The organism is Ignavibacteriota bacterium (assembly GCA_016716225.1).
Taxonomy (GTDB): domain Bacteria; phylum Bacteroidota; class Ignavibacteria; order Ignavibacteriales; family Melioribacteraceae.
In genome coordinates this window covers 2,858,553-2,873,947 of sequence record JADJWT010000001.1, presented here as the reverse complement: position 1 = coordinate 2,873,947, position 15,395 = coordinate 2,858,553, and the positions used below count along the sequence as shown (strand labels likewise).

General features: G+C 29.6%; 13 protein-coding genes. 5 read left to right on the top strand and 8 right to left on the bottom strand.

Annotation, left to right across the window (positions count from 1 at the left end; translation table 11 throughout):
- Window positions 1–170: 170 nt before the first annotated feature.
- Genes panB through IPM32_12620 form a run of 5 tightly spaced genes read left to right on the top strand, consistent with a single transcriptional unit; the run spans window position 171 to window position 4,065 of the window.
- Window positions 171–956, top strand: a complete 786-nt coding sequence (gene panB, locus IPM32_12640) for a 3-methyl-2-oxobutanoate hydroxymethyltransferase (protein MBK8946102.1) — start codon at window positions 171–173, stop codon at window positions 954–956.
- Window positions 957–962: 6 nt separating this feature from the next.
- Window positions 963–1,718 carry a pantoate--beta-alanine ligase gene (panC, locus tag IPM32_12635; GenBank protein ID MBK8946101.1) on the top strand — a complete coding sequence of 252 codons (756 nt, stop codon included), beginning with the start codon at window positions 963–965 and terminating at the stop codon, window positions 1,716–1,718.
- Window positions 1,705–2,925, top strand: coding sequence for a bifunctional phosphopantothenoylcysteine decarboxylase/phosphopantothenate--cysteine ligase CoaBC (gene coaBC, locus IPM32_12630; GenBank protein ID MBK8946100.1), 1,221 nt, complete (start codon window positions 1,705–1,707; stop codon window positions 2,923–2,925). Before panC ends, coaBC begins: the two co-directional genes overlap by 14 nt.
- Window positions 2,926–2,935: 10 nt before the next feature.
- Window positions 2,936–3,715, top strand: a complete 780-nt coding sequence (locus IPM32_12625; GenBank protein MBK8946099.1) for a type III pantothenate kinase — start codon at window positions 2,936–2,938, stop codon at window positions 3,713–3,715.
- Window positions 3,715–4,065 carry an aspartate 1-decarboxylase gene (locus IPM32_12620; protein MBK8946098.1) on the top strand — a complete coding sequence of 117 codons (351 nt, stop codon included), beginning with the start codon at window positions 3,715–3,717 and terminating at the stop codon, window positions 4,063–4,065. The genes IPM32_12625 and IPM32_12620 overlap by 1 nt, the downstream gene beginning before the upstream one ends.
- Window positions 4,066–4,076: 11 nt before the next feature.
- Here the strand turns inward: IPM32_12620 and IPM32_12615 are convergent, their stop codons facing one another.
- The 8 genes from IPM32_12615 to IPM32_12580 all read right to left on the bottom strand — a co-directional run bounded on the left by IPM32_12615 (window position 4,077) and on the right by IPM32_12580 (window position 15,382).
- Window positions 4,077–5,705 carry an alkaline phosphatase family protein gene (locus IPM32_12615; GenBank protein ID MBK8946097.1) on the bottom strand — a complete coding sequence of 543 codons (1,629 nt, stop codon included), beginning with the start codon at window positions 5,703–5,705 and terminating at the stop codon, window positions 4,077–4,079.
- 12 nt (window positions 5,706–5,717) lie between these two features.
- Window positions 5,718–7,079: an aspartate aminotransferase family protein gene (locus IPM32_12610; GenBank protein ID MBK8946096.1), complete on the bottom strand. Its 1,362-nt coding sequence runs from the start codon at window positions 7,077–7,079 to the stop codon at window positions 5,718–5,720.
- 6 nt (window positions 7,080–7,085) lie between these two features.
- Window positions 7,086–8,471: an aspartate aminotransferase family protein gene (locus tag IPM32_12605; protein MBK8946095.1), complete on the bottom strand. Its 1,386-nt coding sequence runs from the start codon at window positions 8,469–8,471 to the stop codon at window positions 7,086–7,088.
- Window positions 8,464–9,264: a hypothetical protein gene (locus tag IPM32_12600; GenBank protein ID MBK8946094.1), complete on the bottom strand. Its 801-nt coding sequence runs from the start codon at window positions 9,262–9,264 to the stop codon at window positions 8,464–8,466. The genes IPM32_12605 and IPM32_12600 overlap by 8 nt, the downstream gene beginning before the upstream one ends.
- Window positions 9,264–10,433 (bottom strand): alkaline phosphatase, encoded by a 1,170-nt coding sequence (locus IPM32_12595; GenBank protein ID MBK8946093.1) that lies wholly within the window; start codon window positions 10,431–10,433, stop codon window positions 9,264–9,266. Before IPM32_12595 ends, IPM32_12600 begins: the two co-directional genes overlap by 1 nt.
- A gap of 12 nt (window positions 10,434–10,445) precedes the next feature.
- Window positions 10,446–11,267 carry a phosphonoacetaldehyde hydrolase gene (locus IPM32_12590; GenBank protein MBK8946092.1) on the bottom strand — a complete coding sequence of 274 codons (822 nt, stop codon included), beginning with the start codon at window positions 11,265–11,267 and terminating at the stop codon, window positions 10,446–10,448.
- A gap of 18 nt (window positions 11,268–11,285) precedes the next feature.
- Window positions 11,286–12,383: a 2-aminoethylphosphonate--pyruvate transaminase gene (locus IPM32_12585; GenBank protein MBK8946091.1), complete on the bottom strand. Its 1,098-nt coding sequence runs from the start codon at window positions 12,381–12,383 to the stop codon at window positions 11,286–11,288.
- Between the two features lie 68 nt (window positions 12,384–12,451).
- Window positions 12,452–15,382: a T9SS type A sorting domain-containing protein gene (locus IPM32_12580; GenBank protein ID MBK8946090.1), complete on the bottom strand. Its 2,931-nt coding sequence runs from the start codon at window positions 15,380–15,382 to the stop codon at window positions 12,452–12,454.
- Window positions 15,383–15,395: the final 13 nt, after the last annotated feature.

Here is a 15,395-nt window from a genome sequence, read left to right as displayed (position 1 = left end):
AATATTTTTTTAATAAAGCTGGACTTGATCAAACTGACGAGTACCAAAAATGACAAAATTACTTTCTAAAATATATTTAGATAATCCGCTCAAATTTTTCTCCGAAACGTTTTACAAAATTAAAATATCCAATTTTACTTCTTATTCAATAATCAATGAAAGTATATCTGATGAATAGTATAATTGATTTTCAGAATAGTAAGACAAATAAAATTCCTATTTCAATTGTAACATGTTATGATTTCTGGAGTGCAAAAATTATTGACGATTCTGATATTGATGCGGTTTTAGTCGGTGATAGTTCTGCAATGGTTATGCATGGATTTAACTCAACAATAAATGCAACTATAGAAATGATTGAAACTCATGTAAATTCAGTAAGAAAAGGAACTAATAAATTTTTAATTGCAGATTTGCCTTTTTTACTTCACCAAAAAGGTAAAAATATTTTTATGGATTCAGTTGATAAATTAATGAAAGCCGGAGCACAAGCAATTAAAATTGAAGGAGTTTTCGGTACACTCGAATATATAAAAATATTAACTGAATCCGGAATTCCGGTTTTTGGTCATATAGGTCTTACTCCACAATCTATAAATAAATTTGGCAGCTATAAAGTTCAAGGGCAATCTGAAAAAGAATTCGAACTTATTTTAACTCAAGCCGTTGAATTAGAAAATGCTGGATGTTCGGCAATTGTATTAGAATTAATCTCTTCGGAATTAGCAAAGGAAATTACAGATAAAATAGAAATTCCCACAATAGGAATTGGAGCTGGAAATCACACGTCTGGACAAGTATTAGTTTTGCAAGATTTATTAGGGCTAGATAATAATTTTAATCCAAAGTTTTTAAAAAAATATTTAAATGGATATAAATTATTTCAATCGGCACTAAATGAATTTAACAAAGAAGTTAAAATGAAAATTTATCCATCACAAAAAGAAAGTTTTTAAGTGGAAATATTTTATTATCCAATTGAATGGTTTGAAATTGTAAAATCACATAAACTAAAAAATAAAGTTATTGGTTTTGTGCCAACAATGGGCGCATTACATGAAGGACATATCTCACTAATAAAAAAATCCAAATTAGAGAATAAAATTACAGTTGTAAGCATTTATATTAATCAAACACAGTTTAATAATGAAAATGATCTTAAGAATTATCCGACAAATATTGAATATGATATTGAATTGTTAAAACAAAATAATGTGGATTTTTTATTTCTTCCTAATTACGGAATTATGTACCCAGATAATTATAAATTCAAAATAACCGAAAATGAATTTAGCTTAACTTTATGTGGTGCAACTCGCAAAGGTCATTTTGATGGAGTTTTAACAATTGTAGCAAAACTTTTAAATATAATTAAACCAACAAATGCTTACTTCGGAGAAAAGGATTATCAGCAGTTATTACTTATTCGCAATATGGTAAAAGCATTATTTATAGATGTAAATATTATTTCTTGTCCAACCGTTAGAGATAAAGATGGATTAGCATTCAGCTCACGCAATAATTTATTAACAACTAAAGAAAGAGAAATTGCTTCTATTTTCCCAAAAACTTTAAACTCCAACAAATCAATTGAAGATATGAAAACTGAACTAATAAATTCTGGATTCACTATTGATTATATTGAAGAAAAATTAGATAGACTTTTTGCCGCAGTTTATTTAGGAAAAGTAAGGTTAATAGATAATGTTAAAAAATAAAATTCTTGTTAAGATAAGCGGATCAATTGCCGCATATAAAACTTCAATATTAATTTCAAAATTAGTACAAAATAATTATGAAGTTAAAATTGTGATATCAAAAGATGCGCTTAATTTTATTGGGAAAGCAACTCTTGAAGGCTTATCTGGCAATGAAGTTTATGATGATACTTTTGAAGATGGGAAAATGATGGCTCATATTAATTTAGTAAAATGGGCTGATTTAACAATACTTGTTCCGGCAACTGCAAATACAATTAATAAATTTGCTTGTGGAATTGCGGATAACTTATTGACTTCCCTTTTTTTAGCGCATGATTTTTCTAAACCATATATAATTATTCCGGCAATGAATACAAATATGCTTGAACATCCTTCAACTCAAAAGTCATTAACATTGTTAAAAAGTTGGGGAATCCATATTGCTGAAACAAATGATGGATATTTAGCTTGCGGCGATTTGGGGAAAGGAAAAATGATTGAGCCCGAGCAAATTTTTAATTTGATTGAATCAAAGTTATTATTTCTTAAAAATAATTTTAATAAAAAGATATTAATTACATCAGGCGGCACAAGAGAGAATATAGATGGAATTAGATTTTTAACAAATCTCAGCACTGGAAAAACAGCATCACAAATTGCTCAATATTTTATTGATAATAATTATGATATGACATTTCTCCATAGTTTGGATTCAGCAATACCAATCGGCAAATTTCAAAGTAAAATTTTTACAGACTTTACTTCATTAAATATATTATTACAAAATTTGCTGAGTGAAAATAATTATGATCTTTTAATTCATAATGCTGCTGTTAGTGATTACAAAGCGAGTGAAATTATTTACGGTAATAAGAAATTTAAATTGCCTTTAAAACACAAATTGGATTCTAGTGAATATAATATCGAACTTAAACTTTCTCCAAATTTTAAAATTGTAAACAAACTAAAAAAGTATTCCAATAATCAATCAATGAAATTGGTTTCGTTTAAGTTTACCAATTCAAAAAATCAAAATGATATTATTAAAAAAATTAATGATCTCCTAAAAAAATCAAAATCTGATTTAGTTATTCAGAATGATTTTTCAATGAGAGAAAATAATATTCAGAAAGAATTTAATTTTTATAACATAAATGGTTTCATAAAATCCGAAGGAGATTCGGCAAATATTGCTAAATCAATTATGCATATTTTGAACATTTAAAGGAACATAAATGATACTCTGCTTAGATATTGGGAACACACAAATTCATGGAGGTGTTTTTGAAAGATCTGAAATTAAATTACAGTTTAGAAAAACTTCCAGAGGACAATTTTCTTCAGATGAAATTGGATTATTTTTAAAATCGGTTCTTACAGAAAATAAAATTAATTGGAATGAAATAAAAAATATTTCTATTTGCAGTGTTGTACCGGATATTTTACACAGTATAATCAGCGGTTGCATTAAATATTTTCAAATAAATCCGTTTATTCTAAAAGCTGGAGTTAAAACTGGTTTGAAAATAAAATATAGAAATCCGCTTGAAGTCGGTACGGATAGAATTGCAAACGCAATTGCCGCACAAAAGTTATTTCCCAGTAAAAATTCAATTGTTGTTGATTTTGGAACTGCAACAACTTTTGATGTGATCACAAAAGCTAAAGAATATTTAGGCGGATTAATTATCCCCGGAATTAGATTATCAATGGAATCTCTAAATAAAAATACTGCTCAACTTCCAAATGTTGAAATATTTAAACCACAAAATGTTGTCGGTCGCTCAACCGAAGAGAGCATACGTTCCGGTTTATATTTCGGACAAAAATCAATTGTTGAATCAATTAAAAAACAAATTATGCGTGAAGTTTTTTTTAATGACGAAGCAATTTTAATAGCAACCGGAGGATTTTCAAGTTTATTCGAAAATGAAAATTTATTTGATGTAACAATTCCAGATTTAGTTCTAATTGGTTTACATGAAGCTTTTCAAATGAATCATAAGGCTGAGTAATGTTGCGAACTTTATTAAAATCAAAAATTCACAGAGCGGTTGTTACCGGTTCCTATTTAAATTATGAAGGCTCAATTAGTATTGATAAAAAACTAATGATAGCTGCCGATCTTATTGAATTTGAAAAAGTGGATGTATATAATATTAATAATGGTGAAAGATTTTCTACTTATGTTATTGAGGGTGATGATGGTGAAATATCATTAAACGGCGCTGCAGCAAGATTAGTACAAATTGGTGATTTGATAATTATTGCAAGTTTCGTTTCTATTGAAAATGAGTTAATAAAATCATATAAACCAAATATTGTTTTGGTTGATAAAAATAATTGCGTATTAAATTTTACCTAAAATTATAAATATTATTTTTTAGGGAATAAAACATCCGGTGGAATAATTTGTTTGGGAATTCCAGGACCTTTATACAATACATCTATCCAAGAACCTCCTCCACCTTGAAAATAAATTACATTAATTTCGTGCATTCCTTTTTCTAAATTAATTGTACCGCTTCTTTCTTTTGTTCCATGATCACCATCATTATCAACAATTTCTTTATTATCAATATAAAGTTTGCTACCATCATCAGAGTTTGTATAAAATTTATATGTACCATTTTCCAAAATATTTATATAGCCGTAAAATGAAACAGCAAAATTTTCTTTTGTTAACTTTGATTGAATTAATCTTATTTGATTAGTTATACCGGAATCAATTGCTTGTTTATTATTTAATGATGGGATGTAAGAAAGTTTATCGAAAATAAAATATTTATAATTAATTCCATTTTTAGAATCGCTTTTCGTAATTCTAAAATTTGCACTAGAAATTCCACTTTGTTTATCATTAACAAAAACCTTTGCAAGCACAACACATGATTCATTTATTCTAACTGGATTAGTATATTTTAAAGAATTTCTTGTAGGTTCAGTTCCATCTAATGTATATCTTATTTCAGCATTTTCGTATTCTGTAGTTATTGTCATCTCAGGAATGCTATCAATAAAAAGTCCACCGGCAGGTTCATATAAATATTTCTTTGGATGAATAACTGGATTTGTTAATAATTTATGACCAACAATAAAACTCTCATTTTCAAATCCAATAAATGCACTCTTTACTGCTTTTCCAATCCAACCATTAAGTGGTTTTGCTCCTAAAACAAAAGCTGCAGTTGCAGCATTATCATAAGTATAAACAGGATGTAGTATTTCATTATTTTTTTTTACTCCATTACCATAAAGAATAAAAGGAATTTCAAGTTCTTCTAAAGTTTCTCCCCCATGTCCAAATCCAACTCCACCATGGTCTGCTGTTACAAGAAAAGTTGTATTTTCAAAAATTCCGGCTTCCGTAACTGCATTTATAATTTCGCCGATAAGATAATCAGCTTTTTCAACTGCTTTATAATAATTTTCAGTACCATGTCCAAATTCATGTCCTGCACCATCTACATGATCAAAATGAACAAATAAGAAGTTTGGTTTTTTATTTTTTATATATTCAACAGCTAAGTTTTTTGTTTCAACTTCTGTATTACCGTGTTTGTCAAAATCAACAAATTGTTTTTCAAATAATCTTCCAAAATCATCCCAATGATAAATTGCACCTACTTCATAATTCTCATTTTGCTTTTTTAAAACATTAAATATTGTTGGGAACATCCCATCAATACCATAAATAATTGATGGAATATTAAAATCATCTTTTTTCCAATCATTTGATGTTATGCCATGTTGTTCGGGTCCAACTCCCATCAACATTGAAGCCCAATTAGGACTGCTTACAGTTGGCAAAACACCTCTTGCATTTAATGTGTAGGAACCATTTTTCATCATTTCTTTCATTATTGGAGTATTTGCATTTAGTATACCATCCGGACTCATACCATCACACCCAATTACAATAAAATGCTCACTAATTTGTTTTAGTTCTTGAGCATAACTACGTAAATAAAAAAGTATCAATATTATGATAAATAATTTTCTCATTGCAAATTCCTTTTAATATTTAAATTCTTTTTTCGCTTTAGTAAAACATTCATCTAAAATTTCAATTGATTTTTCAATTTCATTTTTTGTTATAGTTAGTGGCGGCATTAAAGAAATAATATTTCCAGCAGAAACTTTAAAATTTAATCCCATACTAAGAGATTGGTATAATATATATTCAGCAATTTCTGTTGCCGGCTCTTTTGTTTTTCTATCTTTTACTAACTCAATTGCCAAAAGTAAGCCTATACCTCTAACGTCACCAATAATTGAAACTTTCTTTTTTAACTGATTTAGCTTTTTTAAAAAATATCTGCCCAAATAAATTGAATTTTGAAGCAAGTTATTTTTCTCAATGTAATCAATCATTGCTAAACCAGCCGCTGCGCCAATAGGATTTTTTTCATGTGTGTAATGTCCTAATGAAATATCACCATTTGTGTCATAAATATCTTTGGTTAGTAAAGCAGCTATTGGAATTATTCCTCCACCTAATCCCTTGCCCAAACAAAGAATATCCGGAATTACATTAAAATTTTCATAGACAAACATTTTGCCAGATCTTCCAAAGGCAGTTGGGATTTCATCAAAAATTAATAATGTTTCATGCTTATCACAAAGCTCTCTAACTCTTTTCCAATATTTTTTTTCCGGAATTGAAACTGTTGTATATCTAATAGGTTCTGCAATGAAAGCTGCAATATCCGTTTCTCGCTCAAAAATGTACTCGATATAATTTATGGATTCCAAAAAAGATTTTTTTTTATTTCCTAACGGACTTGAATAACTATTTGGAGGCGGAACATGAATTGCGCCAGGAGAAAGTGGACCAATATTATTTCTGAATAATCCTTCCCCACCCACACTTATTGAATCAAGTGAAGCACCATGAAATGAATCCCACCAACTTATTGTTTTATATTTTCCAGTAATTCTTCTTGCTAACTTAATTGCAATTCCTACAACTGTTGTTCCTCCTGGAGCAAATAAAACTTTGTTAAGTTTTTTATTTGTTAAGTTTATTAATTTTTTTGCAAGATCAATTGATTTTTGATTTGTATATCTTCTGGGAGAAAATGTTAAAGTATCTAATTGTTCCTTTACAGCATCAATTACAAATTGATTTGAATACCCAACTTGATGAACATTATTCCCGTGAAAATCCAAATAACTTCTGCCTTGTTCATCAAAAATATAATTACCTTCACAATGAGTTATTGTATTCATGCATGGAGTAGAAAGCGATTGATGTAAAAAGTATTTTGAATCTTCATTAATAATTTTTCTGGTTTTTTCATCAATATTATTTCGCATCCATTTATCGCGATATACTGAATTATTTATATCGCCTTCAGTTTTTTTATAATTTTTCATATGATTTTAATATTGTTCATTATCTGCAATTATGAGTGCTTCATCAATTGCTTCAATTATGTAATCTAGTTCTTCATAAGTAACAATTAAAGGTGGTACAATCCAAATACCAAACTTATCTGATGGAACATAAATATTTTTTTCATCCAAGAGATATTTAGAAATTTTTCCAATAACTGTTTCTTTATATTTTTCCGTAACTTTTTTAATTGGTTCTTTAGTTAAATTATTTTTTATTATTTCAATTGTCCACATCAATCCAATTCCTCGTATATCACCAATTGACCAATGTTTATTTCGTAATCGATTTAATTTTTCTTCAAGATATTTTCCTTTTGCAAATGTTTTTTCAAGAATATTTTCATTTTCAATAAATTCAATTCCGGCTAAAGCTGCAGCACAACCTAAGGTGTGCCCGGAATAACTTTGTCCATGACCAAAAATATTTTTCTCAAATATTTTCGAAATATGTGGTTGGATAATCATTGCAGTTAATGGTACGTAAACACCTAAAGCTTTTCCCATAATTATAATATCAGGAATTATATCATAATGTTCGATTGCAAACATTTTCCCGGTTCTTCCAAAACCACTCATTGTTTCATCAATTATTAAAACAATATCCCATTTTGTACAAATTTCTCTTATTCTTTTAAAATATCCATCCGGTGGAGGAATTATTCCGTTTGACCCAACAATTGGTTCTAAAATAATTGCAGCAATTCTATTTTCACCACCTTCCATTTCAATAATATGATCAACATAATCAGCACATGCTAAATTACACCCTGGGAATATTTGTTTAAGCGGACATCTAAAACAATAAGCTTCCGGTGCGAACAATGTACTATTAAAAATTGGTTCATTAAACCATCTTCTAGGATCACCACTGACAGAAGAAGCACCCATTGTTGCACCATGCCACGATCTATATCGAGAAATAATTCTATAAGGTAAATTAATAAAGTCTTTTTCTGAAATATCTGTTTTGCTTTGAAGTTTATAAAATTTATACAACTTTGCAGTTTTTATAGCAGCTTCAACGGCATCGGCACCACTTTGACCAAACCAGACTTTTTTATCACCATCGCCAGGTGAAATTTCTGATATTTTTTTTGCAAGCTTTGAAGTAGGTTCTGTTGCAAAATCATCAGTAACATAAATAATATCTTCCAATTGTTTTTTAATTGATGAAATTATATATGGATTCTTGAACCCAAGATTGATGCATTCATGTGCACTTCTTAAATCAAATATTTTTCTTCCATCCGTTGTATATAAATAACATTCCTCTGTTCTTTCTATCGAAATTGGATTATAATTTTCTTGTTTGCCCCAGCATTGAAGGAGGTATTTTTTTTGAAGTGCCGAGATTTGATCTAATTCATTCATTGGATTTTTTATCTTCAAAATATTTTACATAATATTTTTGATAATTATCCACACGATCTGTATTTATTAAATCAACACCAAAATCATTTTGTAGTTTCCAATATTCTTGATTATCCGGAATTCCCCAAAATCTTACCATTTTATTTTCACTATGAATTTGTGCAATAAGATTTCTTAAGTTTTGAAATTTAATTTCTTCGTCTGAATCATTAATAATTTTAAGTACGTTCAGCCAGTTATCGCTGATAACCGGAAAAAGTAAATTGCTTTCATTCTTACCAATATTTGAGATTCGACCATCAAGAAAAATAAATCTTTCAATTTCATTCCTTACCATTTCAATTGGCATATTTCCGGAAAGAATTACTCTTAATTTATTCTTAATTAAATTACCATTTTGAATTTTTGTTAAGTACTTAACATATTTTGATAAAAGTATTTTTAATGGTTGATAGGTTTTTTCTGCTTCTGATTTTATATCAATAAACAAAAAAAGTTCATATTCGAAATGATGTAAAGATTTATTGTTTTCAATAATTTCTTGAAGAGGTAAAAAATACATTTTTTCTAATGATTTATTTTTTATTGTGTCTTCATTATTATGACAAACGTAGAATTTATTATTTTCAAAAAAAATATCAACTTCAATACTTTTAGCTCCAGCTTTAAGAGCATTATATAAAGGAATAGTATTATTATAATCATTATGCGAATGGCTATTTACTGCGAATTTATTTTGTCCAAATAATACAACATTTGAATAAAATAAGAATATCAATGAAATAATTTTCATTAATCGTTTAACTTTTCTGATTTTTCAAGTTCTACTATTTTATTTTTGGAGTCAAAATTAAAATTCATATTTAAACTAAATAGTTCAGAGATGATTTTAGGAATATCCGTATTATCCATTACTCCGGTAAAAAATTGTGAATTTGGACCATATGAATATATAGGCACGGGAATAGCTGTGTGCCCGCCAGTTGCCCAGTTAACTCCCAAATCCAAATTATTTTTTTTATTATTTCCCGTTAATGTCAATCCGCCTGTTTCATGATCAGCTGTTACAATTATTAATGTTTCACCATTAATTTCTGCAAAATCTCTTCCTACCTTCACAGCATCATCAAATAATTTTACTTGTTCAATTGTTTTTTCAAAATCATTATCATGTGCTTTCCAATCAATTTGACTCCCTTCAACCATAAGCATAAAACCGTTTTTAGATTTTGAAAGAATACTAATAGCTTTTGTAGTCATTTCGGCAAGTGTTGGTTCTTCCTTATTAAATGTAAATCCATGCAAATTAAACAATCCTAATATTTTATCTGAATTACATTTCTCTAATTTTTCTTTAGTATCAATAAATTCAAATCCATTTTCTATTGCATTCGATATTAAATCTTTATCATCTACTCTTTCACTTTCCATATCGGTTTTTGGAATAAACTGTGATTTGCCTCCACCCATTATAATACTTGCGCCACTGTAAATCATTTGTTCTGCAATTTCACTTTGCATTGATCTTTTTGGTACATGCGATATAAAACATGATGGTGTTGCATCTGTTATATGCGAAGTTGCAACAACACCTGTTTTTATACCTTTTTTAACTGCAAATTCAAAAATTGTTTCCTTGGCTATACTATCTGGTGTTACTGAAACCATACCAACATTTGTTTTGTAACCAGTTGCAAATGCTGTTGCACCGGCGGCAGAATCTGTTATTAAATTATCAGCAGCATGAGTTTTTATCAATCCAACAATAGGTAATTTTTCAATTTCTAATTTACCATTTACTCCAAAATATTTATATGAAGCTGAAGCAACTTGAGCACTGCCCATACCATCACCAATATAAATAATTATATTCTTTACCGGTGTATATTCACTTTTTGATTTTTCAGATTCTGCATTTATTATTGCAATAAATATCAATAAAAAAACTATAATTTTATTCATAAATCACTCTGATTATTCTATTAGTTTTGGATAAAAATTGTGCGATAAGGAATTTTCAATCTTATCAATAAGTTCAGGCAATTCTGATAAAGAGTTTATAACTGCATGAGCACCGGCATCAAAATATTTTTTTGAAATATATTTTCTCTTATCTTCAAGTTCATATTCATTGAGTAATTTATATTCATCGAATGATAGTCCCATTTCATTACTTGAATCAATTACACCAACACTCCACATTCCAGCATTTATTCCTTCATAAATATCAGAAATTGTATCACCAATTTTTAAAATTGAATTAACCGGATAAATATCTAATTCCATAGCAACTTGAAATGCCATCCAAGGTGCCGGTCTTCCATATGGAACATCCGAAGCACAGATAATAGAATCCGGTTTAAAACCTTGATTCTCCGCGGAAGCTCTAACAATTTCAATCATTTCAAAATTATATCCAGTAGTCGATCCAATTTTAATTTTTCTCATTCTTAATTCTATTTGTGCATCCAGAGTATGCGGGACCAAATCGGAATATTTATTCAGAATACCAAGTTGTTTGGGAATAAATGATTGGTATAATTCATTTACATCATTTTCATTCCAAGCAGAATTGTATTTCAAATTCCACTGTTGTTCAATTTTTCTATTCTTTAAAATTTCTCTTATATGATCTTTCTTATTCATACCCATTGGTGCCCTTGCATCTTCAATACTTAACTTAATTCCTAGCTCATCAAAAATTTCTGTAAATACTTTTGCGGGAGCCATACAACCAAAATCCACTGTTGTTCCAGCCCAATCGAAAATTACTGCTCTCACTTTATTATTGTTCATTAAGTTCTCTTAACTAAATTAAAAGTTTAATTCATATTTTACTTCATAAATAGCATTTAACAAATTTTCAATATCATTAATAAAAATTCTACCAATGTTACCAATTCTAAAACAATTGACTTCACTCAATTTTCCCGGATAAATTACAAAACCTTTTTCACTTAGTCGTTCATAGAATTTTTCAAAAATAAAATTTGAACTTATTGGATAATAAAAAGATGTAATAATATATCCTTGATTAGCAGATTCAACGTATTCACTAAATCCTAATTTTCTCATGCCATTAACTAAATATTCATGGTTCAGCTTATATCTATTAGCTCTTCCATTAATTCCGCCTTCATCTTCCAATTCAATCAATGCTTGGTTGAATGCAAGTATTGAGTGAGTTGGAGGTGTAAACCTAAATTGACCGTTTCCTTCAATAGCAATCCATTGATCATATAAATCTAAACTTGTGCTAATTGAAAAATTTTTTTTCTTTTTTAGAGATTCAGTTTTTGCAATTATAAAAGAAAAGCCGGGCACACCTTCTATACATTTATTTGAAGAAGAAATTAAATAATCAATGCCGGAAGAAATAAAATCCATTTGATATGCTCCAAAACTACTCATTGCATCAACAATGTATTCAACATTATACTTCTTAACAATTTTACCTATTTCATCTATTGGATTAATAATTCCAGAAGTTGTTTCGCAATGTACAACCGCAACATTTGTAATTTCATTATCAGTATTTAATATTTCTTCAATTTTATTTAAGTCTGGGATTTCATTTTCTTGATAAATCAAATCAATAGTTTCAATACCCAAACGGTGTGAAATATTTTTTATTCGTTTACCGTAAGCTCCATTTATAATTACCAGAAGTTTTCCATCAATAGGAACGGTTGAACTTATCACTGATTCAATACCAAAAGTTCCGCTACCCTGCATTAAAATTGATTCATAATCACCTTTTCTTAGATTGACCAATTCTAATAATTTATTTCTTACATTATTTACAATTGAAATAAAATCATTATCACGAGATCCCAAATCCCTTAACATTGCAGATTTTATAGAATCACTTGTATTAAGTGGGCCTGGTGTAAAAAGTTTTTTATCTTTCATTAATTTTTCCAATGTTCCGCCAAATTATAATAAAAAGAGGGTGAATTATCACCCTCATATTTTAATATCTATTTAAGCAACATTAATTTGAAAGATTTTGTAAAATTCTTACCATTTGCACTTGTTGCATTTATGCTGTAAATATACATTCCGCTAGATAAATTGCTATTTGCCTTCCAATCAATAGAATGATATCCTGCATTTATTTCACCATTTATTAATGTTTCAACAATTTCTCCTAGAACATTATAAATTGTTAAATTAACCTTTGCTGAAACCGGTAAAGCAAAATTGATTTTTGTTGAAGGGTTAAAAGGATTAGGATAATTTTGGCTTAGATTAAAATCTTGTGGAATTAAACCATCTAAGTTTTCTATACCAACTAATAACCCACCTAACGGTGAATTTGCCAATGATTTTGTACCCAAAGTATAATATCCATCTGCCAATGTCATACCGCTAAAAGTAATTTGATCTTCAGAAATTGCAATTGTGGAAGAAACCTCTGTAAAATTACCTTCTGCAGATACAGAATTTAACAATACATAATTTGCGATATCTCCAGCATTTCCGGAGCCGCCCAAATCACTTAAATCAAATGATATTGTTGGTTCAGTTATTGGAGTTTCAGTAACATCTAAATACCAAATTCTACCTAATCTTGCTTCAACTCCAGAAGGTACACGTGATGCGGTTGCATTTTCAGCATTATTATGTCCAAATACTAAATATGGATTATCTTCTTTAGCAAAAATTGTTGATAAATTATTATTTGGTTCAGTTTTAGATAATGCTAATGTTTCCGGAAATGGAAATGAACCTTCGCCAATTAATCCACCAGACTTTGCTAACGTACCAGCTCCCCAAATTGAAGTTACATCTGTCATTGTTTGAACTGTTTCATTACCAATAACAGCATAAGAAATTTCCCATTTAGGATTTCCTATTAATTCAATAGGGTGATTTTTACCACTTAAATCAGCAACTGTATTTCCATCACCTTCATTAAATTTCCAATATCCAACTAATGAACTCCAATAAGGATGTGATTCATTTATTTCTTTATTTTTCCAAGCAAAAAGTACTTCCGGATCAACTGCAACTCCTTTCCAAATCCTTAATTCATCAACTTGAGCTGGAGCTGGAGGAGCATCAGTATATTTTTCAGTTCCATCTTGAGCAACACATATAGGCATTGTTGGATTGTCAATATTTCCTACATTAAAGAACCCTTCACCTCCTGCCCATACACTCTGTAATGTATCTGTAATTAACTTTAAACCACTATCTTGTTTTGCAACTACAGCTAAATAATGCCAATTGCCATCATTTATTGCCGGGGCACTAACATCATATCTATTTCTATTATTATCTGCGGCATTAAATTTCCAATCGTCTCCTCTTATTGAAATTACCCAACCAGGATTTCCACCAGAAGCCCAATCCTTATCAGATACAAGTGCAGGATCCGAATCATAATTTACATCCGGTTTTGCCCATAGTTCAATTGTAAAATCACCTTCACCAAAATTAAAATCCTCATTTGTTTTTACAATTTTACCATATTTATTATTCACATCATTTCCATTAAAATAAACTGCTTTTTGTCCTCCAGTTACTTCTGTATTCGGAGCACCATGTTCATAACCACCTAAACCACTTATTTCTTCTTGATTAAGTGCTCTGTTATAAATTGTTACTTTTGCTGTTGAAATAATATTATCTTCACCATCATTATCAGCAAACAATAATAGTCTGTTATCCAAATTTCTTGGGTTTAAGGAAAATCTATTATCAATTTCTTGAGGTCCACCATAAAGTACTGAGTCTCCATCAAGAAAAACTTTTACTGCACTATCCAAATCTACTGTCATTACTAATCTATACCAATCACCAGCAACAATTGAATTTTGAGTATAGCCTAAATCACCAACACCTATTTTCCCATCGGGATTTATAAATAATTCACCATCGGAAGTATTAGTAATATCTGTCTGCATAAAACAATACCATGAACCTAAGTTATCGACTTTAAAATCGATTGCAATAGAATATTCATTAACTCTCTCACCGCCACCATTTGAAGCTATATCATGTTTAGTTGAATAATGACTTCCAACTCCAATTGTAACGGCACCATCACCACTTTCAGGTCCCGGAGTAGCTGCATGTTCACCAACTAATTCTAATTCATTACCATAAAATGGTAATAACAAATTTTCAGAATCATCAAATGTCCATAATCCGGCTGGTGCTTGAAGCGGAATTGAATGACCATAACCACCCATTGCCCAAATTTCATCTGAAGTTAATGGTCTATCATATATACCTAATTCAGAGATATAAATATTTGCATCCTCTCCGTCGTTATCACCAAATAAGAGTATTTGATTTGCTCCATCAATTGTTGGAAGTGAAAATCTTCCATCTACTGATTGTGCTCCGCCATCTTGAACTAATTGACCGTCAAGAAAATATTTATATGAATTGCCTAAATCAGCTGAAATAACTAATCGATGCCATTCTTTCTCCGGAATTTTATATAAAGAATATCCAGTTGCACCAACTCCGATAGCTCCATTGTCTCTTACAAAAGATTCCCAATCACTTTCTGCAGCATCACCGTCATTTGTTGTTGCATGAAATGCATACCAAACACCTGTAATTGGCAAATAAAAATCTATTACTAAGCTATATTGATTAACTCTTGATGCAGTATCCGGTCCATTCGCATCAAAATCTAAATCCAATCTGTAAAAACTACCTAATCCTACTTCAACCGCTCCGTTACCACCAGTTGGACCTTGAACAGCATTGAATAATTGAGTTACACCAGTTAATGCATCTCTTTGTAAGTTGTTACCAACAGTTGCAGTTTCTAAATCTCCTGCATTATCAAAAGTGATATGATGTTTTAATCCTTCTGTTGGAAGTGCATTTTGGGCAAAAGCAATACTTCCAAACAATAAAAATAAAACTGTTATTTTCTTAATCCACATTGAATTCCTCCTG

What these genes read in the sequence shown, in the direction of transcription:
- panB (MBK8946102.1), top strand. Translation starts at nt 171, where the DNA reads ATGAATAGTATAATTGATTTTCAGAATAGTAAGACAAATAAAATTCCT.
- coaBC (MBK8946100.1), top strand. Translation starts at nt 1,705, where the DNA reads ATGTTAAAAAATAAAATTCTTGTTAAGATAAGCGGATCAATTGCCGCA.
- IPM32_12625 (MBK8946099.1), top strand. Translation starts at nt 2,936, where the DNA reads ATGATACTCTGCTTAGATATTGGGAACACACAAATTCATGGAGGTGTT.
- IPM32_12620 (MBK8946098.1), top strand. Translation starts at nt 3,715, where the DNA reads ATGTTGCGAACTTTATTAAAATCAAAAATTCACAGAGCGGTTGTTACC.
- IPM32_12615 (MBK8946097.1), bottom strand. Translation starts at nt 5,705, where the DNA reads ATGAGAAAATTATTTATCATAATATTGATACTTTTTTATTTACGTAGT.
- IPM32_12610 (MBK8946096.1), bottom strand. Translation starts at nt 7,079, where the DNA reads ATGAAAAATTATAAAAAAACTGAAGGCGATATAAATAATTCAGTATAT.
- IPM32_12605 (MBK8946095.1), bottom strand. Translation starts at nt 8,471, where the DNA reads ATGAATGAATTAGATCAAATCTCGGCACTTCAAAAAAAATACCTCCTT.
- IPM32_12600 (MBK8946094.1), bottom strand. Translation starts at nt 9,264, where the DNA reads ATGAAAATTATTTCATTGATATTCTTATTTTATTCAAATGTTGTATTA.
- IPM32_12595 (MBK8946093.1), bottom strand. Translation starts at nt 10,433, where the DNA reads ATGAATAAAATTATAGTTTTTTTATTGATATTTATTGCAATAATAAAT.
- IPM32_12590 (MBK8946092.1), bottom strand. Translation starts at nt 11,267, where the DNA reads ATGAACAATAATAAAGTGAGAGCAGTAATTTTCGATTGGGCTGGAACA.
- IPM32_12585 (MBK8946091.1), bottom strand. Translation starts at nt 12,383, where the DNA reads ATGAAAGATAAAAAACTTTTTACACCAGGCCCACTTAATACAAGTGAT.
- IPM32_12580 (MBK8946090.1), bottom strand. Translation starts at nt 15,382, where the DNA reads ATGTGGATTAAGAAAATAACAGTTTTATTTTTATTGTTTGGAAGTATT.